The sequence below is a fragment of the Actinomadura sp. B10D3 genome (assembly GCF_039871695.1).
Classification (GTDB): Bacteria; Actinomycetota; Actinomycetes; order Streptosporangiales; family Streptosporangiaceae; genus Spirillospora; species Spirillospora madurae.
The window spans coordinates 66,190-88,021 of record NZ_JBDPLY010000011.1; the positions used below are offsets into that span (position 1 = coordinate 66,190).

The window sequence follows — 21,832 nt, forward strand, 5'->3', positions numbered from 1 at the left end:
CCCCGGCTCGCAGTGACGTGTCGGGGGCGTGCGGCCGGTTCTGCCCAAGCCACAAGGTCCGGTTTGTCAATCAGGTGACAGACGCGCCGGCGAATCGTTGCGTTGCGTGCATGGTGTGCGATGGTCCGGAAGGCCACACTCGGGCCCTTCGTTCCCCCGACGAAGGTGGTGTGCACGGTGGCCGAGGACGGCTTCGACTTCGACGTGATCGTGGTGGGTTCGGGGTTCGGCGGCAGCGTGTCGGCGCTGCGGCTGGTCGAGAAGGGCTACCGGGTCGCCGTGATCGAGGCCGGACGCCGCTTCGACGAGGACACGCTCCCCAAGACGTCCTGGCGGCTGCGCAAGTACGTGTGGGCGCCGCGCCTCGGGATGCGCGGGATCCAGCGCGTCCACCTGGTGGGAGGCAAGGCCGGGGTGCTGGTGCTCGCGGGGGCCGGTGTGGGCGGCGGGTCCCTGGTCTACGCGAACACCCTGTACGTCCCGCCGGAGCCGTTCTTCAAGGACCGCCAGTGGGGCCACATCACCGACTGGCAGGACGAGCTGAAGCCGTTCTACGACCATGCCCGGCGCATGCTCGGCGTCACCACGAACCCGCTCGTCACCCCGGCCGACGAGGCGATGAAGCGCGTCGCGGACCGGATGGGCGTCGGCGACACCTACCATCCGACGCCGGTCGGCGTGCTCTTCGGCGAGAAGCCGGGCGAGGACGCCGGCGACCCGTACTTCGGCGGCGCCGGCCCGCGCCGGACGACGTGCACCGGCTGCGGGTCCTGCATGATCGGCTGCAAGGTCGGCGCGAAGAACATGCTGACCAAGAACTACCTGTACCTGGCGGAGAAGGCGGGCGCGCAGGTCGTCCCCGACACGACCGTCACGGGTCTCGCGCCGCGGACCGGGGGCGGCTACGAGGTCGCGACCGAGCGCACGGCGCCGCTGCGCAGGCGCCGGAAGACGCTGACCGCCGAGCACGTCGTCCTCGCCGCCGGGACGTACGGGACGCAGCGCCTCCTGCACCGGATGCGCGCGGAAGGCCGCCTCCCGCACCTGTCGCCGCGGCTCGGCGAGCTGACCCGCACCAACTCCGAGGCGCTCCTCGGCGTCGAGCGCATGACCGTGTGGCACCGCAAGAAGGACGTCGACCACAGCACCGGGCTCGCCATCACCTCGTCCTTCCACCCGGACGACAGGACCCACATCGAGCCGACCCGCTACGGCGCGGGCAACAACGCCATGGGCGCCATCCGGACGCTGCTGGTGGACGGCGGCGGCCCGCCCCGCTGGCTGAAGTTCCTCGGCCTGGCCGCCCGGCACCCGACGGTCATCCTGCGCGGCCTGTCCCTGCGGGACTGGGCCAAGCGGACCGTCATCGCCCTCGTCATGCAGACCGCCGACAACTCCATCACCCTCGGCGAGAAGCGGGGGCGCCTCGGCCGCCGCAGGCTCGTCGCGCGCCAGGGCGACGGGGAGCCCAACCCCACCTGGATCCCCGTCGCGCACGACGCGGTCCGGATGCTCGCCGAGGAACTGGACGCCACCCCGGGCGGGACGTGGTTCGACCTGTTCAACATCCCGACGACCGCGCACTTCATCGGCGGCTGCGTCATCGGGGAGACCCCGGAGGCCGGAGTCATCGACCCCTACCACCGTGTCCACGGCCATCCCGGCCTGCACATCGTGGACGGCTCGGCGGTCACCGCGAACCTCGGGGTCAACCCGTCCCTCACCATCACGGCCCTGGCCGAGCGCGCGATGGCGTTCTGGCCGAACCGGGGGCAGAAGGACCCGCGGCCCGAGCCCGGCGCCACCTACGAGCGCGTCGAGCGGGTCATGCCCGGCAGGCCGGTCGTCCCGGAGGGCGCCCCCGCCGCGCTCAGGTGACGCGGGCGGGCGGCGCTACGCGTCGTCCGAGGCCGTCTCCTCGGCCTCGGCCTCCGGTTCCGCGGGCGGTTCCGCGGCCGGTTCGGCGGGCGGCTCGTGGGCGCTCCGGCGGGTCGCCTGGTGGACGCGGACGGCGAGGATCGCGCGGGCGAACCGGCCGGCCAGCTCGCCGTCCATCAGCTCGGGGACCTCGTCGACGCCGATGAGCCCGCCGGGCTGGACGGTGACCGCGCCCGTGCCGCCCACCTGCACCCCGCGCCGGCCGCCGGTGACGTCCTCCATGGACGGGAGGTCCAGCGCCGCCCGCAGCGTGTCCTGCAGGGCGCGGACCGTCGCGGCGTCGCGGTCGATGCGGATCTCGGCGGCGTCGGCGCGCGCCTCGGCCGCGTCCGCGCGCTGCTCGGCCCGGTCGGCGCGCTTCCGCTCGGCGTCGATGCGCGCGTCCGCGGTGTCGGCGAGCTGCTCGGCCCGGTCGGCGCGCGAGGCCAGCTCCACGGCCCGGGCCGCGGCGGCGTCGCGCTCCACGGTCAGCCCGGCGACCTCGCCCTGCACGACGCTGAGCTCGGCCCGCAGCCGCCGCTCGGCCTCGGCGGCCTCCTCCAGCCTGGCGCGCAGGCCTTCCAGCTCACCGCGGGCGTCCGCGAGGTCCGTGCGCGCGGTGGCCAGCGCGGCCTGCTCGGCGGACAGCCGCGTGGCCAGGTCGTCGCGCTCGCGCTCGGCGTCGATGCGGGCCTGGTGCTCGGTGCTCCACGCCGCCTCCGCGCGCTTGCGGAGCCCCTCGGCGTTGGCGGCCTCGTTGGCGGACGTGGCCCGCGCCTGCTGGTGGGCGCCGGCCTCCTTCCACGCGTTGGCCTCGCTCTCCTGCGCCGCCGCGACGCTCGCCTTGGCGGTGGCGAGGCCCTTGCGCAGCTCCTCCTGCGCCTCGGCGACCTCCTTGCGGGCCGCCTCCGCGCGGGCCTCGGCCTGCGCCGCGCGGGCGTCGGCCTCGGCGGCCTCCTGCCGCGCGCCGCGCGCCTCGGCCAGGGCCTTCTCGGCGCTGCCGAGCACCTCGCTGACCTCGCCGTCCAGCCGCTCGCCGAGCGTGCCGGCCGTCGCTGCGAGCTGGGCCACCAGCTCGCCGAGCAGTTCGACGTCCCGGCCGAACGCGTGCACCGGCACGGAATCGACTTCGCTGCTGCGCTCCACGACCGCCTCCGCCGGTTGCTGGTCCCCAGGCCCGCCCGCCGGGAGCCGGAGCGGCGCGGTCATGACGTCGTCACCGGCCGCGTCCGGCCAGACCCCTTGATCTTCGCGCACGCGAGCATCCTAGTGAAACGTCCTGATTCGCACCTCCTTCTCCGGACCACCGGGCCCCCGCGGCGACCGGTCGCCCGCCCGGCTTCACTGGATTCGCCCGTATTCTTGACTCATTCCAGAAAGTGGGCCAAGCTGTCCTCCGTGTCGACGCCCCCGGACCTCCCAGAGATGCTGCGCGGCGCCGCCCTCCGCGTCACCCGCCCGCGGGTGGCCGTGCTCGGTGCGGTGCACGCGCGGCCGCACGCGGACACGGACTCGATCATCCGAGCCGTCCGCACGGAGCTCCCGACGGTGTCGCACCAGGCCGTGTACGACTCGCTGCACACGCTGACGGCGGCGGGACTGCTGCGGCGCATCCAGCCCTCCGGTTCCGTGGCGCGCTACGAGTCACGGACCGGAGACAACCACCACCATGTTGTGTGCCGGTCCTGCGGCACCATCGCCGACGTCGACTGCGCCGTCGGCGATGTGCCGTGCCTGACCGCCTCCGACGACCGAGGCTTCACGATCGACGAGGCCGAGGTCGTCTACTGGGGCCTGTGCCCCGACTGCTCCACCGCCACAGATACAGGCTCACCCACAGACGGCCCGGAAAGGAATCGACATGGCTGACAACGGCCAGGCCGACGTCTACGACACCAACACCGCGAGCGCGGGTGAGTGTCCGGTCGCGCACGAGCGCGCCCCGCACCCGACGCAGGGCGGCGGCAACCGCGGCTGGTGGCCCGACCAGCTCAACCTGAAGCTCCTCGCGAAGAACAGCGCCGAGCGCAACCCCCTCGACGAGGACTTCGACTACCGCAAGGCGTTCCAGAGCCTCGACCTGGCCGCCGTGAAGCGGGACGTCGCCGAGGTGCTGACCACCTCGCAGGACTGGTGGCCGGCCGATTTCGGCCACTACGGCCCGTTCATGATCCGGATGGCGTGGCACAGCGCGGGCACCTACCGCGTCCACGACGGCCGCGGCGGCGCCGGGTCCGGCCAGCAGCGCTTCGCGCCGCTCAACAGCTGGCCCGACAACGGCAACCTCGACAAGGCCCGCCGGCTGCTCTGGCCGGTCAAGAAGAAGTACGGCCAGGCGCTCTCCTGGGCCGACCTGTTGATCCTCACCGGCAACGTCGCGCTGGAGTCCATGGGCTTCAGGACGTTCGGCTTCGCCGGCGGCCGCGCGGACGTCTGGGAGGCCGACGAGGACGTCTACTGGGGCCCGGAGACCACCTGGCTCGCCGACGAGCGCTACTCCGGCGACCGTGAGCTGGAGAATCCGCTCGGCGCCGTCCAGATGGGCCTGATCTACGTCAACCCGGAGGGCCCGAACGGCAACCCCGACCCGATCGCGGCGGCCCGCGACATCCGCGAGACGTTCCGCCGGATGGCGATGAACGACGAGGAGACCGTCGCCCTGATCGCCGGCGGCCACACCTTCGGCAAGACCCACGGCGCCGGCCCGGCGGAGAGCGTCGGCCCCGAGCCCGAGGGCGCCCCGATGGAGCAGCAGGGCCTCGGCTGGAAGAACGCCTACGGCACCGGCAAGGGCGGGGACACCATCACCAGCGGCCTCGAAGGCATCTGGACGAACACGCCCACCCAGTGGGACAACAGCTTCTTCGAGATCCTCTTCGGGTACGAGTGGGAGCTGTTCAAGAGCCCGGCCGGCGCGCACCAGTGGCGGCCGAAGGACGGCGCGGGCGCCGACACCGTCCCGGACGCGCACGACCCGTCCAAGCGGACCCACCCGACCATGCTCACGACGGACCTGTCGCTGCGCTTCGACCCGATCTACGAGCCGATCTCGCGCCGCTTCAAGGAAAACCCCGAGGAGTTCGCGGACGCCTTCGCGCGCGCGTGGTTCAAGCTGACCCACCGCGACATGGGCCCGATCCAGCGCTACCTCGGCCCGGAGGTCCCGTCCGAGGTGCTGGTGTGGCAGGACCCGGTGCCGGCCGTCGACCACGAGCTCGTCGACGCCGCCGACATCGCCGCCCTCAAGCAGCAGATCCTCGGCACCGGCCTGTCGGTGTCGCAGCTGGTCGCCACCGCGTGGGCGGCGGCCTCGTCGTTCCGCGGCACCGACAAGCGCGGCGGCGCCAACGGCGCCCGCATCCGGCTCGCCCCGCAGAACGGCTGGGAGGTCAACGAGCCCGACCAGCTGGCGGTGGTGCTGCGCGCCCTGGAGGGCGTCCAGGAGAGCTTCAACGGCGCCCAGACCGGCGGCAAGAAGGTCTCCCTGGCCGACCTGATCGTGCTCGGCGGCTGCGCCGCCGTCGAGAAGGCCGCCAAGGACGCGGGCTACACCGTCGAGGTGCCCTTCACCCCCGGGCGCACCGACGCCTCCCAGGAGCAGACCGACGAGGAGTCGTTCGCCGAGATGGAGCCGACCTCGGACGGCTTCCGCAACTACCTCGGCAAGGGCCTGCGCCTCCGGGCCGAGTACCTGCTGCTCGACAAGGCGAACCTGCTCACCCTCACCGCCCCCGAGATGACCGTCCTCGTCGGCGGCCTCCGGGTCCTCGGCGCCACCTACAAGGGCTCGCAGCTCGGCGTCCTCACCGAGACCCCCGGGGTCCTGACCAACGACTTCTTCGTGAACCTGCTCGACCTCGGCACCACGTGGAAGTCGACGTCCTCCGACGAGGAGACCTTCGAGGGGCGGGACGCCTCCGGCCAGGTCAAGTGGACCGGCAGCCGCGCCGACCTCGTCTTCGGCTCGCACTCCGAGCTGCGCGCGCTCGCCGAGGTCTACGCGAGCGACGACGCCCGCGAGAAGTTCGTCAAGGACTTCGTCGCGGCGTGGGACAAGGTCATGAACCTCGACCGGTACGACCTGATCTGATCCTCTCGTCCGGGCCGGCTCTCGCGGGGGCCGGCCCGGAGGGACTCCGCGGCCCGGCCGTCCGGACACCCGGACGGCCGGGCCGCCCGCGTCTCAGGCCTCCGGGCGGCAGCGGGGGCACAGCCCCCAGAACGTCACGTCGGCCTCGTCGACCAGATAGCCGCCGTCGTCCACCGGATGCATGCAGGGCGGCTCGCCCTTGGCGCAGTCGACGTCCTTGAGCGCGCCGCAGTCGCGGCACACCAGGTGGTGGTGGTTGTCGCCGACGCGCCCCTCGAACCGGGCCGGGCTGTCGCCCGGCTGGATCCGCCGCACGAGCCCGGCCGCCGTCAGCGCGTGCAGCGCCTCGTAGACGGCCTGCAGCGAGATGTGCCCCACCCGGTCGCGCACGCCGTTCGCGATCGCCTCGACGCCGAGATGGTCACCGACCCGGACGGTCTCCAGCAGCGCGACGCGGGCGGCCGTCACGCGCAGCCCGGCACCGCGCAGCTCCTCGGCGGGCGTCGGCCCCACGGCTGCCGTCATGGCGTCGAACCTTTCCTCACAAACGCGAACAGGTGAAGTCAGCGAATACCGCAAGTGTATGTGCTCGGCCCGCGATCCCGCCTGGCCCGTCCCACCGGGCGGTCAGCCGGTGCCGGCGGCCATCGCCGCGAGGCGGCGGGCGAGCCGGGCGGCGGCCTCCCGCAGCTCCGGAGGCTCCAGCACCTCCGCGTCGAAGCCCAGCCGGGCCACGTGCACGGCGAGCCAGTCGAGGTCGTCGCCGCCGGCGACGAGCACGCACCGCCCGCCGCCCTCGTCCTCGACCCGCCCCACCTGCGGCGGCACCAGCTCCCGCACCCGGTCGGGCGGGGCGTGCAGCCGCACCCGGGCGACATGGCGGTACGGCGCCGCGGTCACGGACCGCTGCACGTAGGCGACCGGGTCCGGATGCTCCCGCGGCCGGAAGCGCCAGGTCGTCTCCGCCACCTCGCGCATCCGGTCCAGCCGGAAGGTGCGCCAGCCGTCGCGGTCGACGTCCCGGGCCATCAGGTACCAGCGGCGGCCGGTCGCGACCATCCGCACCGGCTCGACCGACCGCTCGCGCTCCCCGCCGTCCCGGCCCGCGTACCGGAACCGCACCCGGACGGCGTCGCGGCAGGCCCGCGCGAGCGTCACCAGCAGCTCCGCGTCGATCTGGACCCCCGGGCCGACGAGGGTCTCGGTGGCGCCGTGCACCGCCCGCACCTCGGCGCGCAGCCGGGGCGGCATCACCTGGTCGAGCTTCGCGAGCGCCCGGAGCGCCGCCTCGCCCGCGCCCGCGACCGTGCCCCCGGACGCCATCCGCAGCGAGACCGCGGTCGCGATCGCCTCCGCGTCGTCCAGGAGCAGCGGCGGCAGCCGGGTGCCCGCGCCGAGCCGGTAGCCGCCGCCGACGCCCGACGCCGCCTGGACGGGGTAGCCGAGCGCGCGCAGCCGCTCCACGTCGCGGCGCACCGAGCGGTCCGTCACGCCCAGCTCGGCGGCCAGTTCAGCGGCCGTCCAGGACGCCCTGCGCTGGAGCAGCGCCAGCAGCCGCAGCACCCGCTCGGTCGTCGCCTCGACGGTCACGCGGTCATCGTCCCACGGATCGCGGAAGGATCCTGTCCGCGATATGGGGAACGCTGGTCCCATGAGCGATCAGAACTGGAACGAGCAGCTCAGAGACCAGATCGACCGGCACTGGACGACCCAGCTGCGCGACCGTCTCGACGGGCTGACCGACGACGAGTACTTCTGGGAGCCGGTGCCGGACTGCTGGAGCGTCCGCCCGCGCGGCACCGGTACCGCGCCGATCCAGGCCGGGGCGGGCGCGATGACCATCGACTTCGCGTTCCCCCCGCCCGACCCGGCCCCGTTCACCACGATCGCCTGGCGGCTCGGGCACGTGATCGTCGGCGTGCTCGCGATGCGCAGCGCCGCGCACTTCGGCCGCGCGCCCGCGGACTACGGGGCGTTCGAGTTCGCCGCGACCGCCGCCGAGGCGCTGGACCAGCTCGCCGCGGAGTACGCCACGTGGCTGGCCGGCGTCGAGTCACTCGGCGAGGCGGGTCTCGCCAAGCCGTGCGGCGAGGCGGAGGGGGCGTACGCGGAGTACCCGATGTCGGCGCTGGTCCTGCACATCAACCGCGAGCTGATCCATCATCTGTCGGAGGTCTGCCTGCTGCGGGACCTCTACCTGCACACGCACCGGGAGGCGAGCTGACATGGCCCGCGACGTCCAGATCACCTTCGACAGCAACGACCCGGCCGCGCTCTCCGCGTTCTGGGCCGAGGTCCTCGGCTACCGGCTGCAGGATCCACCCGGGGACTTCGCGTCGTGGGACGAGGCCCTGGAGGCGATGGGCGTGCCGCCCGAGCGCCGCAACGACGCCTCGGCGGTGGTCGACCCCGAGGGCTCGGGGCCGCGGCTGTTCTTCCAGCGCGTGCCGGAGGGCAAGCAGGCCAAGAACCGCGTCCACCTCGACGTGCGCGCCGCGCCCGGTCTCGAGGGCGACGCCCGGATGGAGGCCCTGGAGGCCGAGGCCGCGCGGCTCGTCGCCCTCGGCGCCACCCGCCTGAACCGCCACGAGCCCGCGCCGCCGCTCGCCTTCGGCCACATCGTGATGGCCGACCCCGAGGGCAACGAGTTCTGCCTCGACTGACCGGGCCCGACCGGCCGGGCCCGACTGGAAGGGCTCAGCGCAGCCTGCGCCGGACGCGCCGGACGTTGCGCCGCACGAACGACTCGTCGAGGGCGGCCTCCGCGAGCGCGACCGCCGCGTCAGCGCCGGCCGCCCCGACCTCCTCGGCGGTCGGCGCGGACCCCGCCTCCAAGCCGGGGTCGTACCGCAGGTCGCCGGCGTCCCCGACGATCCGCGCGGACGTTCCGGGCAGCCCCCGGAGGTCCTCGTCGCTCCACCCGGCGACGCGGGGCCGCCACTCGGGCGGGATGACGGCCCTGCCGCCGCGGTCTCCGCGCGCCTGGAACCGCTCCGTGACGACCTGCCGCACCCAGTCGGCGTTCTGCCCGCTCCACGACCTCTCCCGGATGGCCGCGTTCATGGACGAGAGCACCACCGTCTCCGGCGCCGTGAGACCGGTGTGCGCCTGCCGGCCCGTCAGCGCGGGGAGCCCGTCCAGCTCGGGCAGGCCGGCCGCCTCCGCGAACCGCCGCCACAGCAGCCCGGGGGGCTTGCCGGGCGTGGTCACCACCGACACACGCGCGGCGCCCGCCTCCGACCAGCGGCGGACCAGCCGGCTCAGCGAGAACGCCCGCCAGAGGTGCAGCGCGGGGTCCTCCTCGATGCGCTCCCAGCCCGCCCTCCGCTGCTCGGCCAGCGTCCGGAGATAGCCCGCGAGGCTCACACTCCGCCCGTTGCGGACGTGCTGCTGCCACAGGGAGGGCAGCGACCGCCCCAGGCTCCGCGCCGTGACGACCACCTCGACGTCGCCGGTCCCGAGCGCGTCCATCAGCCGGTCGACGGCGGGCCTGCGGACGACCGACAGGGCCTCGGCCGACAGCAGCACCGTGCCCGGCCAGGCGTCCACCTCGTCCAGCAGCGCCTTCCAGGAACCGGCCTCCTCGGCCGCCCGCTCCCGCGACACCCAGGGGAACTCGGTTCCGAGCAGCCCGTAGCTCGGCCACTCGTGGTTGGCCACGGTCCGCTTCCCGCGCTCCCAGTCCGGCGGGACGGGGTAGAGAACCCCCGCCTCGGCGAGCGCCTCGCCGCCCGCCTGCAGCACGCGCTGCAGGAAGGTCGTCCCCGACTTCTGGAGACCGATGTGCAGGACGATCTTCGAGGCCACCGCCCACCCCGTGCTCGCAAGGCCGCTGGAACCAGCAGACTAACCGCTGCTCAGCACGGGTTCGCGGAACCTGTCAGGCGAGCGGCGTGGTGGTCACCGAGGTGCTGAGGGCGCTGCCCTTGGCCCAGTTGGCGAAGGGCATCTGCCAGTAGCCCCAGCCGTTCGTCCACTGGAGGCTGCGCTTGGTGCCGCTGATGGTGACCAGGTCGCCGCGGTAGGACCAGTGGAAGAACCACTGCGCGTCGCTCGCGGGGGAGCGGACGCAGCCGTGGCTGCAGTTGCGCCGTCCGAGGCAGGACGGGTCGTCCATGTTCTGGTGGATGTACTCGCCGCTGTTCGAGATGCGGGTCGCCCACGGGACCTTCTCGTCGTACCAGCCCGGGTCGCCCTTCTTCTTGCCGGGCGGGCGCATCCGCTCCAGCCGGACGTGGTCCATGGTCAGGTGGACGCCGCTGGTGGTGAGCAGGTGGTCGACGCCGTCGGCCTGCACGTCGCCGCCCGAGCCGAGGCTCACGCCCCAGGTGCGGACCGTGCGGCCGTTCTTCTTCACCACGGCCCGGTGGGTCCTGGCGTTGATGTTGACGGTGTGCGAGTCGCCGATCTTGAAGGTGCGGACGACGTCCCGGTCGCCGAACACGTTGTCGCCGATCTTCAGGCCCGCGTAGTGGACCGTGACGGTCACCTTCTGGCGCGGCTTCCACGGCTGCTTGGGGCGGAACACGACCGAGGGGAGGCCGTTGAACGACTCGCCGGCGCTCAGCCAGCGCCAGGCGCCCTCCGTCGGGGTGGTCGAGGAGATCTCGATGGCGCGCTCGACGGCGGGCCTGGCCTTCTCCGGCACGGCCTTGTTGAACTGGACGAACACCGGCATCCCGGTGCCGACCGTCTCGTTCTGGCTCGGCACCACGTTGTTGACGCGGGTGGCGGCCGTCGCGCGGCTCGCGCGGAAGGCGCTGCTCGCGGTGGTGGACTTGCCGCCGGAGGACGTCGCCGTCGCCGACACCTGGTAGGCGCCGCCGGGCCGCAGCGTCCACTTCGAGCGCCACATGGTCTTGTCGGCGGACAGGGTGCCGGGGACGGCCGCGCCGCGCAGCTTCACCGACACGGCGCCGAGCGTGCCGCCGGCCGCGGTGACCGTCACGCCCTGGTCGGGGCGGGCCCGGCCGCTGCCGTTCGCCGGGGTGATCGTCACCTGGGGAGCGCCGTCCCCGTTCTTCGCGGTGGTCCCGGCGGCGCCCTCGCCGCCGTCGCCGCCACCGCACGCGGCCGCCAGTCCCAGGACCAGCGCCATCGCCAACGCCTTACCTCGCACCGTTCTCCCTTAACAGCCCGCCTGGCCCGCGTGACGCGGGACGGCATCAAGATCGCTTGCGGAACGGCCCGTGTTCCCGTCCGGCCCGGAAGGCGTGACGGCCGGCTCTCCGGGACCGACGCACTCTCTAGACGTCCATGGTCCCGCGAAGGTGCGCCTCCCGGGGCCGATTCGCAGGATCTTTCTCGGTCCCTTTCGCGCTCCCGAACCGGCCTGTCGATCTTCTCCTCAAGTCTGTGGCGGCACCTGTTAAAGGCGGCGATTTGCGCCGTGACCTGCTGCGATTCTGTTCCGTGGCCGCAGGTGACGGCCCCCGCGACGTGAGTTCTTGCCTGTGAAAGGGACGCGCGATGAGAGCCCAGGGGCTGACCTCCGCCATCGAACCGGGTGCGGCTCCTCCAGAGCTCGCCGCGACGGCGGACGGGGCGGCCGTCCCGTCCGGGGGCGCCGGCCCGCGGTTACTGGCCGGGCTGTGCCCGGTCTGCCTCGCCCTGCTGGACGGCTGGGCGATGGCCGCCGCCGTGGTGCTCGCCCGGGGCGGGGTCCTCGCCGGGCCGGCCGCATTGGCGATCACGCTCCTGAACGCGTCCGGCGGGCTGTACCGGATGCGCCGCAGCCCCTCCCTGCTGGCCGACCTGCCGCCGCTGCTCGCCCGGGCGGCGCTCGTCGGCGCCGGCGCGGCGGCGCTGCTCGCGGACCCGGCGGCCTGGCCGTGGATCACGGCCGTCGCCCTCACGGTCCAGGCGGGCGGGCGCGCCTGCGTGAACGCGGCGGTCAGGACCTACCGGTGCCGGCGCTCCAAGGCCCGGCCCGCCCTGGTCGTCGGCACGGGCGCCATGGCCGAGCACGTCCTGGACGTCCTGCGGGAACGCGGCGAGTACGGGCTCGCGGCGGTCGGGCAGGTGACCGCCGGGCGCCCGCCCGGGCACCCCGGCGCCGCGCCCCTGCTCGGCGACACCTCCGACCTGCCCGCGATCGTCACCGAGCACCGGATCGGCACGCTGGTCGTCGTCGCCGAGGACGTCCACCCCCACCGGCTGGACGCCGTGCTGCGCGTCTCGTTCGGGCTGCCCTGCGAGACGCTGCTCGTCCAGCCGCCGTCGGACGTCGTCCCGGTGGTGCCGGCGCGGCGCGAGTACCTCGCCGGGCTGCCGTGCGCGCGGGTCGGCGGGCCGCTGCACGACCCGGTGGCCCGGCGCGCCAAGCGCGCCCTCGACGTCGTCATCGCGGTCCTGGTCCTGGTGCCGGTGCTGCCGCTGCTCGCGGTGTGCGCGGCGGCGGTCCGGATCGAGGGCGGCTCCGGCGTGCTGTTCCGGCAGCGACGGATCGGCCTCGGCGGCGAGGAGTTCGTCCTGCTGAAGTTCCGCACGCTGAAACCGGCGGACGAGCACGAGTCCGACACCCGCTGGACGGTCAAGAACGACGGGCGGATGGGACGGGTCGGCCGCTTCCTGCGGAACACGTCGCTGGACGAGCTCCCGCAGTTGTGGAACGTCATCCGCGGTGACATGAGCCTCGTCGGCCCGCGCCCGGAGCGACCGCACTTCGTCGAGCAGTTCTCCCGCAGTTGCCCCGGCTACATGCTGCGGCACCGCGCCCCGGCCGGGATGACCGGCTGGGCGCAGGTGCACGGGTTCCGCGGCGACACCTCCATCGAGCTGCGGGCGCGGCTCGACAACCACTACATCGACCACTGGTCGCTGACCGCCGACCTCCGGATCCTGCTGCTGACGGCGCGGGCGATGCTCTGCCGGGACTCCGGATGACGGTCTGCGCACCGGCGGCGCCGCTCGTCGCGAGGGCGGTCCCGCGGCGCCCGAGCTGGCTGGTCGCGGCGGCCGTCGCCTGCGTCGGGATCCCGCCCGGCGACGCGGCGTTCGGACCGGGCGTGCAGGTCACGGCCGGGGACGTGGCCGGCGGCGGGCTCGTCCTGGCCGCCGCGTTCCTGCTGGCCACCGGGCGGGTCGCGATGCCGCGCCGGGCCCCGCTGGCGTTCGGGCCGCTGATCGCCGCGCTCGGCGCGAGCACCGTGCACTCGGCCGACATCGGCGCCAGCCTGGCCGGGTTCGTCCGCGACCTGCAGATCTTCGTGCTGGTGCCGCTGGCGGTCGTGCTGCTGCTGCGGGACCGGCGCGACCTCGCGATCGTCTGCTCGGCGGTGCTCGGCCTCGGGCTCGTGGAGGCGGTCTACGGGATCTGGCAGGCGGGCACCGGCAACGGCGCCTCGATGGACGGCCAGAACATCCGGGCCGTCGGGACGTTCGGCGCCCTCGACGTCATGGCCATGTCGATCGTCGCCGGGTTCGCGTTCCTCGTCCTGGCCGCCCTCGCGCTGTCGGCCCCCGGGCGCGGCGCCGCCGCCGTCCCGGCCGCGCTGGCGGGGCTCGGCGTGCTGGCCACCGCACTGGCGCTGGCGCTCAGCCGCGGGACGTGGATCGCGCTCGGCGCCGCCGCCGTCCTCATGCTGGTGCTCTTCGACCGGTGGACGGCGGTGAAGGTGCTGGCCTGCTGCGGCGCGCTGGTGGTCGTGCTGGCGGGCGTGGCGGGCGGCGGGTCGCAGGCCGTCGTCGAGCGGTCGCGGTCGATGGTGGGCTCGATCGTCCATCCCGACCGGTCCGTGGACGACCGGTACGAGCTGTGGGCCGCCGCGGTCCGCATCTGGGAGGACCATCCGGTCGCTGGCGTCGGCGTGAAGAACTTCCCGGCCTACCGCGACACCTACGCCTCGATCGAGCTGTCGTCCGGCAGCGAGACCGCCGACCGGGTGAACGGGTACGTCCGGCAGCCGCTCCTGTCGCCGCACAACGAGTACCTGCTGTTCCTGTCCGAGCAGGGAGTGGTGGGCCTCGCCGGGCTCCTCACGCTGCTCGGCGCGATCGTCGCCGGGCTGTGGCGGCGCCGCCGCGTCCGCGACCCGTTCTGGCTCGCGAGCGTCGGGCTGATGGCGTTCCTGCTGGTCAACTTCCTGTACGCGGATCTCGGCGGCCCGACCTGCGCGCTCACCGCAGTCGTCCTCGGGATCGCCGCCGCCCGCGCCTTCGGGGCGGTCCGCGAATGACCCGGGCCGGGACGGGCTCCGTCGGCCGCGCCGCCGCGCTGTCGGGCGTGCTCATCGCCGCCGGCACCGGGCTCGGGTTCCTGCGCGACCTCGCGATGGCGCACCTGTTCGGCGCCAGCGGCAGCACGGACGCCTTCCTGGTCGCCTGGACGATCCCCGAGACCGTCTCGCCGCTGCTGATCGAGGACGCCATGGCGCTGCTCATGGTGCCCGCCGTCACGCGGCTGCTCGCCCGCGGCGACGGCCTGCGCCCGCTCGCCGCCACGACGCTGCCGCGCATGGTGCTCGGCCTGTCGCTGGTCACCGCCGCCCTCGCCGTCTTCGCGCCCCTCGTCGTGGACGTCCTCGCGCCGGGGCTCCCCGAGCGGGGCCCGGCCGTGCTGTGCGTCCGGCTCACCGCCGTCACCGTCGTGACGTTCGGCGTCGCGGGCTTCATGAGCGCGGTGCTGCGCGCCCACCACACGTTCGGCCCGCCCGCCGCGATCTACCTCGCCTACAACTTCGGCATCCTCGCGCTGATCGGGGGTTTCTCCGGCCTGATCGGCGTCACCAGCGCGGCGATCGGCGTGGCCTGCGGCAGCGTGCTGATGGTCGCGGTCCAGGCGCCCGCCTTCGCCCGCTGCCTCCGGGCCACCCCGGCCCCGGACGCCGTCCCGGCCCCGTCCCCCTCCCCGGACGCCGGCGCGGACATCCGCCTCGGGCTCGCGGCCGTCGCGCCCGTCGTCGTGTACACGGTGACGCGGCAGGCGCAGGTCTTCGTGGAGAGGTTCCTCGGGTCGGAGCTGCCCGCCGGGTCCATCTCGCACCTGAACTACGCGCAGAAGGTCGCGCAGGTGCCGATGGTGCTGTCGCTGCTGATCGTGACGGTCACGTTCCCGAGGCTCGCCCGCGCCTCGGCGGACGGGGACACCGCGCAGGTCGCCCGACGCATCCGGCAGGACCTCGTCATCGCGAGCGCGATGGTGCTGGCCGCCGCCGCGTTCCTGATCGCGTTCGCGCCCGCGATCGTCCGGGTCCTGTTCGAGCACGGCGCGTTCGGGCCCGCGGACACGGCGGGCACCGCGTCCATCATGCGCGTCTACGCCCTCGGCCTGTGGGGGCAGACCGCCGTCGGCCTCGCCGCCCGCGCGTTCTTCGCGCAGCGGCGCCCGACCTGGCGCCCGGCGGCCGTGCTCGCCGCCGGCCTGGCGGTCACCGCGGCCGTCGGCGGGGCGTTCGCCGCGTCCGCCGGGACGATCGCGCTGGCCGCCGCGAACGCCGCCGGGATCACGCTCGCCGCCGTCCTCCTGCTGGCCGGGCTGCGGCGCGGCGTCGCGCCGGTCCCGTTGCGCGGCGTCGCCGCCGACGTGTCCCGGCTCGCGCTCGCCGCCGCCGGCGCCTGCGCGGCGGGCCGCCTCGCCGCCGGGGCGCTGGACGGCTCCGACCTCGTCCAGATCGCCGCGGGCGGAGCCGTGACCACCTCGGCCTTCGCCGTCCTCGCCGTCCTGGCGAGACCCGGCCTCGCCGCTCCATGGACCGCGTCCGGGCCGCTGCGCGCGCGTGCCCGGCGCGGCCGCACCGAATCGGGGGATACCAGTGAGCCAGCCGACAGAACCAGCGCACCTGACGGAGACGGCACGGACGACCGAGCCGGCGCCCCCGGCCGGGGAGATCCGGCCGGCCCCGCTGGTGCTGATGTACCACTCGGTCGACCACTTCGATGAGGACCCGCACCTGGTCACGGTGTCGCCCGCCCGGTTCGAGCGGCAGATGGCGTGGCTGCGGGCGCGGGGCCTGCGCGGCGCCGGCATGGGCGAGCTGCTGGCCGCGCACGCCGCCGGCCGGGCGCGCGGCCTCGTCGGGCTCACCTTCGACGACGGGTACGCCGACTTCGCGACGCGGGCCCTCCCGGTCCTCGTGCGGTACGGGTTCGGCGCGACGGCGTTCATCGTGTCCGGGCGGATCGGCTCCTTCAACGCGTGGGACGACGGCCCGCGCAAGCCGCTGATGACCGCCGACCAGATCCGGATGGTCGCCGACGCCGGCATGGAGATCGCCTCGCACGGCCGCCACCACGTCTCCCTCCCCGCCACCGACGAGACCGAGCTGCGCGAGGAGCTGGAGGAGAGCCGCGCCGTCCTGGAGGACCTCATCGACGGCCCGGTGACCGGCTTCGCCTACCCCTACGGGCACGCCGGCGCCCGCGAGGCCGAGGCCGCGCGCGCCGCCGGATACGACTACGCCTGCCACATCCGCCCCGACCGGCCGGGACGGCACGCGCTCGCCCGCACCTACGTCGGCGACCGGGACGGCCCGCTGCGGCTGCGCGCCAAGCTCGTCCGCCACGAACTGCGCCGGCGGGGGCGCGGGTGACCCGGGTCCTGCACGTCATCACCGGGCTGGAGCACGGCGGCGCCGAACGCCAGCTCGCGCTGCTGCTGCGCCACCTGCCGGTGGCCTGCGAGGTCGCCACCATGACCCGGACCGGCACGCTCGGCGCGGAGATCCGCCGGTCGGGCGTCCCCGTGCACGAGATCGGGATGCGCGGCAACCGGGACCTCGCCGCGCTGCCCCGGCTCGTCCGGCTGATCCGGCGCGGACGGTACGACGTCGTCCACACGCACCTGTACCGGGCGTGCGTGTACGGCCGGATCGCCGCCCGCATGGCCGGCGTGCCCCGCGTCATCGCCACCGAGCACTCCCTCGGCGACGGCCACATCGAGGGGCGGCCCACGACCCGCGGCGTCCGGGCGCTCTACCGGGCGACCGAACGGCTCGGGTCTGCGACGGTCGCGGTGTCGCCCGCCGTCGCGGCCCGGCTGCGCGGCTGGGGCGTGCCGCCCGGCCGGATCGTCGTCGTCCCGAACGGCATCGACGCGGCCGCGTTCGCGTTCGACGCCGCCCGCCGCGCCGCGACCCGCCGCCGCCTCGGGATCGGCCCGGACGAGCCCGTCGTCGGCGCGGTCGGCCGGCTCGTCCCGACCAAGCGGTTCGACCTGGTGATCGAGGCGGTCGCGCGGCTCGGCGGCGTCCGGCTGCTGCTGGTCGGCGCGGGCCCGGAGCGGGCGGCGCTGGAACGGCTGGCCCGCGACCCGCGCGTCGCCGGCCGCGTGATCTTCGCCGGGGGGACGTCGGACGTCGCGGGCGCCCTCGCCGCGATGGACGTCCTCGCCGCGCCGTCCGTCCAGGAGACGTTCGGCCTCGGCGTGCTGGAGGCGCTCGCCGCCGGGCTCCCCGTCCGCTACACCGTCTGCCCCGCCCTCGACGGCCTCCCGCCCGGCGCCGCCCCGCAGGCCCGCCGGCTCCCCACCGACGCCGGGATCTGGAGCGCCGAGCTCGGCCGCGTCCTGCGCGGCCCCCGCGACCGCACCCGCGTGCCGCCGGCCGTCGCCCGGTACGCCGTCGCCGAGCGGGCCGCCGAGCTCGCCCGGCTCTACCGCCCCGAGCCGCCCGTCCGCGGAGCCGCACCGATACGAGAGAGGGTTCGTGATGCCGCCACGTGACGCCGACAGGAAGCCTGAGACCGGAAGGCGGGCCGGGAACGCCCGGCGCCTGGGCGGGCGGCTCGCCGCGCTCGCCCGGCGCGCCGGCCCGCCCGCCGCGCTCGTGCTCGCCGGAGGGCTCGGCGGCCTCGGCTACGCCGTGTTCACGCCCAGCACCTACACCGCGACGTCGTTCGTCATGGTCGTGGACGAGCGCGAGGGCGGCGCCGGCCCGGCGGCGGTCAGCTTCGCGCAGGCCTTCGGGCGGCTCGCGCCGCTCCCGGAGACGCTCCAGTACTCCTCGATCCCGCTGCCCAAGGGCGCGGCGGGCGCCACCCGCGAGCACATCCAGGCGTCGACCTCGCCGGACACGCCGCTGATCAAGCTGGCCGGCAGCGCCCGGACGCCCCGCGACGCCGCCGCGTACGCCAACGCCGCCGCCGACGCCCTCGTCCGCTACGGCAGGACCCACCACTCCGAGACCGGCGTCCGCGTCGCGCTGATGAACCTCGCCACGCGGCCCGCCGAGCCCTCGTCGCCGAACCTGCCGCTCGGCGTCGCCGTCGGCACCGCGTCCGGGGTCCTGCTCGCCGGTCTCGGCGCCGCCCTCGGCAGCGGTCGCCGCGGGCGGGGGCGCGTGCGGGCGGAGGCGCGGGGCGCGGAGGCGCCGGGCGCCGCCGTGCCGGGGCACGCGGCCGAGCGGGCGGAGGTGGGCTCGTGACCACGATCGCGCCTCCGTCGCCGCCGGCCGCCCCGGCCGCGGAGTGGTCCGCCGAGGTGCACCGGGACGAGCAGTCCCTGGTCGGCCTCGCCGGCGAGCTGCGCGACCTCTACGACCGCAGCCCGGCCGCCACGCCCTTCCAGACCTACGAGTGGATCAGGTCGTGGTGGGGCTGGTACGGAACAAGCGGGCGGCTCCGCCTCGTCACCGTCCGCCACCGGGGCCGGCTCGTCGCGGCGGCGCCGCTGATGGCGGCCGCCCGGCACGGCTTCCCGGTGCTCGTCCCGCTCGCGGCGGACCAGAGCGACTTCACCGACTTCCTCCTCGACCCGGTCTACGCGGACGGCGCCGTCCGGCACCTCACCCGCGCGCTCCTGGACGAGCGCGGATGGTGCGCGATCGACCTCCGCGAGGTGCGGCCCCGCTCGGCGGCCCATCTGGTCGCCGACCGGTGGCCGCGGCGGACCTGGCGGACGCCGTCGTCGGTCTGCCTCGAACTGCCCGCGGCCGGCATCGACGACGTGCTCGGACGGCTGCCGCGCCGCACCGCCGGCAAGATGCGCGCCAAGCTCCGCAAGATCGACGTGCGCGACATCGCGGTGGAGAGCGTCCCCGCGGAGCGGGCGTTGGACGCCGTCCACGCGCTGCTGGACCTGCACCTGTGGCAGTGGGAGGGCCGCCCGGTCAACCCCGAGCACACGCGCGACCGGTTCCGCCGCCACCTGGCCGAGGCGGTGGACGGGATGGTCCGCGACGGGCGCGCCGCCGTCCTGCAGTACCGGTGGGACGGGCGGCTCGTCGCCAGCGACCTCCTCCTCATCGGCCACCAGTACGTCGGCGCCTACTTGTACGGGGCGATCCCCGACCTGCGGTCGTGCGTGGACGTCACGCTGATGATGCTGCGCCAGGACCTCGCGCTCGCCCGCGAACGCCACCGGCAGGGCGTCAGCCTCCTGCGCGGCGATGAGCCCTACAAGCTGAAATGGCGGCCGGTGCCCATCCGCAACGAGCGGATCATCCTCGGCGGATCCGCGCCGGCCGCCGCGTTCGCCGGGCTCGCCCGAGCCCGCGCGCACCTGGCGGAGCGGCGGCGCGCGCGGGGCGGCCGGCCGGTCGGCGATGGCTGACGGGGAGGCGCGCGGCCCGCTGCGGGTCCTGCACGTCAGCCAGCCGAACGGCGGCGGGGTCGCCGTCTACGTCGGGCAGGCGGCCGGCGACCAGCGCAGGCGCGGCTGGGACGTGGCGGTCGCCTGCCCCCGCGGCGGCGACCTGCCGGAACGGTGCGCGGCGGCCGGCGTCCCCTGGTTCCCGTGGGACGCCGGCCGCGCCCCCGGCCCCCGCACCCTGCTGGAGGCGCGCAGCCTCCGCCGCCTGGTGGCGACCTTCGCCCCGGACGTCGTGCACCTGCACTCCGCGAAGGCGGGCCTGGCCGGGCGGCTGCCGCGCCGCCCGCGCGGCACGCCTGTGATCTTTCAGCCGCACGGCTGGTCCTGGCTCGCCGCGACCGGGCGGCAGGAGATCCTCAGCCGGCTGTGGGAGCGGCTCGCGGCCCGCTGGACCGACGCCCTCGTCTGCGTCGGCATCGGCGAGCTCCAGCAGGGCATGCGCGCGGGCGTGCGCGCGGAGTACCGGGTCGTCCGCAACGGCGTCGACCGCGGCCGGTTCCGGCCCGCCGACGGCGCCGCCCGGCTCGCCGCCCGCGCCCGGCTCGGGCTGCCCGCGTCCGTCCCGCTCGCCGTCTGCGTCGGCCGCCTGACCCGGCAGAAGGGGCAGGACGTCCTGCTCGCGGCCTGGCCGGGCGTCACCGCCCGCTGCCCGTCCGCCCGGCTCGCCCTCGTCGGGGACGGCGAGGACCTCGACGCGCTGCGCGGCGAGCGGGTCGCCGGGGTGTCGTTCGTCGCGGCCGTCGACGACCCGCGCGACTGGCTCGCGGCGTCGAACGTCGTCGTGCTGCCGTCGCGGTGGGAAGGGCTGCCGCTCACCGCGCTGGAGGCGCTCGCCACCGGACGTCCCCTCGTCGGGACGGACGTCCCCGGCATCACCGAGCTGCTCAGGCCGGGACTCGGCGCGCTCGTGCCCGCCGAGGACCCCGCCGCGCTCGCCGAGGAGGTCGCCGCGCGGCTGCTGTCCCCCGGCACCGCGGAGGGGGAGGGGCTGGCGGCGGCCTCCGCGGCCGAGGCCTACGACGTCTCCGGGACGGTGGCGCTCCTCGCCGCCGTCACCCGCGACGTGGCCGGGCTCGGCGGCGTCCCGGACGAGCCCGCGGCCGGGACGCGTGCGGTGGCCGGCGGCTCCGGCCTGGCCGGCGTCGGTGCCGGTACCGGCGGCCGGGCCGGGGACGGCGCCGGGACGAACGGCCCGGCCGGGGACGTGGACGGAGCCGTCACGCCGCCGAACAGCTCCCGGTAGGCGGCGGCCGAGCGCGGGTTGCCGCCGCACGACCAGACGCCGTGCGGGCAGTAGTCCGTGATCGACTGGTAGGCGACGTCGTGCGACATGATCCAGTCATGCATTCCGCGAACATATTCCGGGTTGTCGGAATTACGAAACAGCCCCCATTCGGGGAACGAGATGGGCTTGCCGTGCGCGGCGGCGAAATCGGCGTGGTCGCGCAGCCCGTACGGCTCGTCCACGAAACTTTGGAAAGATTTCCCCGACGGCTGGTCGTAACTGTCCGATCCGATGATGTCGACGACGTCGTCGCCCGGATAGCACTCCGTCCACGGAATCGCGTCCCTTCCCCGCGACGGCGCGAAGTCGAAACGCAGGCGCGTGCCCGGGACGTCGCGCATCACGGCGACGATCCGCCGCCAATAGGCCTTCCACGCGTCCGGATCGGGCGCGCACCGGCCGGCGTAGGCCTCCCCGTTCATCTCCCAGCCGGGGACGAGCACGGCATCGCCGGCCCCGACCGAGACCAGCCGCCGCGCGAGGGTCCGGTAGTGCCCGTCGAACATGCCCCGCGCGCCCGCGCGCAGCAGCGAGGCGAGCACCGGCCGCGGCAGCCACGTCTCGTTCGGGGCCATCATCGGGACGTTGACCACCAGCATCCTGCGCGGGTCGGCCTCCTTCCAGCGCGCCCACCCCGCGAGCATCTCGGGCGGCCCCTCGACCTCGTCCCAGTCGTCGCCCGGCAGATAGGTGCGGCCGACGGTGACGGTGGAGCCGAGCCAGCGCTCGAACGGGCCCAGCCGGGCCACGCCCTCCCCGCCCGAGCCCAGAAAGGCCCCCAGCGGCACATAGGGCGCGTCTTTCTGGGTCGAGCGAAGGTGCGGCAAGGATGCGAATACCGGTGCGATCAGAGCGGCCAGCATGACGGACGCGGCCAATATGGGAGGGAGCGGACAAAAAAGCGATGCCCTTTTCCGGCGGCGCCCGGAGGGGCGCCCGGCTGGATGGATAATGTCGCCGCTCATGCGTATCGTATGCCCTGGGACGTCCGCCGTGAAAAATCCGCCGGAGCGGG

18 protein-coding genes and 1 pseudogene are annotated in these 21,832 nt (G+C 75.0%); 13 read left to right on the forward strand and 6 right to left on the reverse strand.

The window, feature by feature from the left end; translation table 11 throughout:
* Positions 1-177 precede the first annotated feature (177 nt).
* Positions 178-1,878 (forward strand): GMC family oxidoreductase, encoded by a 1,701-nt coding sequence (locus ABGB11_RS18250; RefSeq protein WP_347634228.1) that lies wholly within the window; start codon positions 178-180, stop codon positions 1,876-1,878.
* A 15-nt stretch (positions 1,879-1,893) separates the two neighbouring features.
* Here ABGB11_RS18250 and ABGB11_RS18255 read toward each other — a convergent pair whose 3' ends face one another.
* A complete protein-coding gene (locus tag ABGB11_RS18255) occupies positions 1,894-3,174 on the reverse strand; it encodes a hypothetical protein (RefSeq protein ID WP_347634230.1) in 1,281 nt (426 codons plus the stop codon).
* 168 nt (positions 3,175-3,342) lie between these two features.
* Between ABGB11_RS18255 and ABGB11_RS18260 the strand changes: the two genes are divergently transcribed.
* Both ABGB11_RS18260 and katG read left to right on the forward strand, forming a co-directional pair.
* Entirely contained in the window at positions 3,343-3,786 is a 444-nt protein-coding gene (locus tag ABGB11_RS18260) for a Fur family transcriptional regulator (protein ID WP_347634529.1), read from the forward strand.
* Complete coding sequence (gene katG, locus ABGB11_RS18265; protein ID WP_347634232.1) at positions 3,779-6,007, forward strand: catalase/peroxidase HPI; 2,229 nt, start codon at positions 3,779-3,781, stop codon at positions 6,005-6,007. The genes ABGB11_RS18260 and katG overlap by 8 nt, the downstream gene beginning before the upstream one ends.
* Positions 6,008-6,100: 93 nt before the next feature.
* Here katG and ABGB11_RS18270 read toward each other — a convergent pair whose 3' ends face one another.
* Both ABGB11_RS18270 and ABGB11_RS18275 read right to left on the reverse strand, forming a co-directional pair.
* Positions 6,101-6,532, reverse strand: a complete 432-nt coding sequence (locus ABGB11_RS18270) for a Fur family transcriptional regulator (RefSeq protein WP_347634234.1) — start codon at positions 6,530-6,532, stop codon at positions 6,101-6,103.
* A gap of 102 nt (positions 6,533-6,634) precedes the next feature.
* A complete protein-coding gene (locus tag ABGB11_RS18275; protein ID WP_347634236.1) occupies positions 6,635-7,597 on the reverse strand; it encodes a YafY family protein in 963 nt (320 codons plus the stop codon).
* Between the two features lie 61 nt (positions 7,598-7,658).
* Here ABGB11_RS18275 and ABGB11_RS18280 point away from each other — a divergent pair, with 61 nt between their 5' ends.
* Together ABGB11_RS18280 and ABGB11_RS18285 are read left to right on the forward strand one after the other, a co-directional pair.
* Entirely contained in the window at positions 7,659-8,231 is a 573-nt protein-coding gene (locus tag ABGB11_RS18280) for a DinB family protein (RefSeq protein ID WP_347634238.1), read from the forward strand.
* Position 8,232: 1 nt separating this feature from the next.
* Positions 8,233-8,670 carry a VOC family protein gene (locus tag ABGB11_RS18285; RefSeq protein ID WP_347634241.1) on the forward strand — a complete coding sequence of 146 codons (438 nt, stop codon included), beginning with the start codon at positions 8,233-8,235 and terminating at the stop codon, positions 8,668-8,670.
* A gap of 34 nt (positions 8,671-8,704) precedes the next feature.
* Here the strand turns inward: ABGB11_RS18285 and ABGB11_RS18290 are convergent, their stop codons facing one another.
* Both ABGB11_RS18290 and ABGB11_RS18295 read right to left on the reverse strand, forming a co-directional pair.
* A complete protein-coding gene (locus ABGB11_RS18290) occupies positions 8,705-9,814 on the reverse strand; it encodes a hypothetical protein (RefSeq protein WP_347634243.1) in 1,110 nt (369 codons plus the stop codon).
* 73 nt (positions 9,815-9,887) lie between these two features.
* A complete protein-coding gene (locus tag ABGB11_RS18295; protein WP_347634245.1) occupies positions 9,888-11,105 on the reverse strand; it encodes an Ig-like domain-containing protein in 1,218 nt (405 codons plus the stop codon).
* A 371-nt stretch (positions 11,106-11,476) separates the two neighbouring features.
* On the opposite strand from ABGB11_RS18295, the gene ABGB11_RS18300 reads away from it, so the two are divergent.
* From ABGB11_RS18300 to ABGB11_RS18335, 8 genes are read left to right on the forward strand one after another with little or no spacing between them, the layout of a single operon-like run.
* Positions 11,477-12,892, forward strand: a complete 1,416-nt coding sequence (locus ABGB11_RS18300) for a sugar transferase (RefSeq protein WP_347634247.1) — start codon at positions 11,477-11,479, stop codon at positions 12,890-12,892.
* Entirely contained in the window at positions 12,889-14,184 is a 1,296-nt protein-coding gene (locus ABGB11_RS18305) for an O-antigen ligase family protein (RefSeq protein WP_347634249.1), read from the forward strand. The genes ABGB11_RS18300 and ABGB11_RS18305 overlap by 4 nt, the downstream gene beginning before the upstream one ends.
* Complete coding sequence (locus ABGB11_RS18310; protein ID WP_347634251.1) at positions 14,181-15,887, forward strand: lipid II flippase MurJ; 1,707 nt, start codon at positions 14,181-14,183, stop codon at positions 15,885-15,887. The genes ABGB11_RS18305 and ABGB11_RS18310 overlap by 4 nt, the downstream gene beginning before the upstream one ends.
* A complete protein-coding gene (locus ABGB11_RS18315) occupies positions 15,859-16,536 on the forward strand; it encodes a polysaccharide deacetylase family protein (protein ID WP_347634253.1) in 678 nt (225 codons plus the stop codon). The genes ABGB11_RS18310 and ABGB11_RS18315 overlap by 29 nt, the downstream gene beginning before the upstream one ends.
* Positions 16,533-17,666: a glycosyltransferase gene (locus ABGB11_RS18320; protein WP_347634255.1), complete on the forward strand. Its 1,134-nt coding sequence runs from the start codon at positions 16,533-16,535 to the stop codon at positions 17,664-17,666. Before ABGB11_RS18315 ends, ABGB11_RS18320 begins: the two co-directional genes overlap by 4 nt.
* Complete coding sequence (locus tag ABGB11_RS18325; protein WP_347634257.1) at positions 17,653-18,366, forward strand: hypothetical protein; 714 nt, start codon at positions 17,653-17,655, stop codon at positions 18,364-18,366. The genes ABGB11_RS18320 and ABGB11_RS18325 overlap by 14 nt, the downstream gene beginning before the upstream one ends.
* The gene (locus tag ABGB11_RS18330) at positions 18,363-19,493 is read left to right on the forward strand and encodes a GNAT family N-acetyltransferase (RefSeq protein WP_347634259.1); all 1,131 of its coding nucleotides are present in this window, start codon (positions 18,363-18,365) and stop codon (positions 19,491-19,493) included. The genes ABGB11_RS18325 and ABGB11_RS18330 overlap by 4 nt, the downstream gene beginning before the upstream one ends.
* Positions 19,486-20,775: a glycosyltransferase gene (locus ABGB11_RS18335; RefSeq protein ID WP_347634261.1), complete on the forward strand. Its 1,290-nt coding sequence runs from the start codon at positions 19,486-19,488 to the stop codon at positions 20,773-20,775. Before ABGB11_RS18330 ends, ABGB11_RS18335 begins: the two co-directional genes overlap by 8 nt.
* A 257-nt stretch (positions 20,776-21,032) precedes the next feature.
* Here the strand turns inward: ABGB11_RS18335 and ABGB11_RS18340 are convergent.
* Positions 21,033-21,782: pseudogene (locus ABGB11_RS18340) on the reverse strand (glycosyl hydrolase); the annotation flags it as partial.
* Positions 21,783-21,832: the final 50 nt, after the last annotated feature.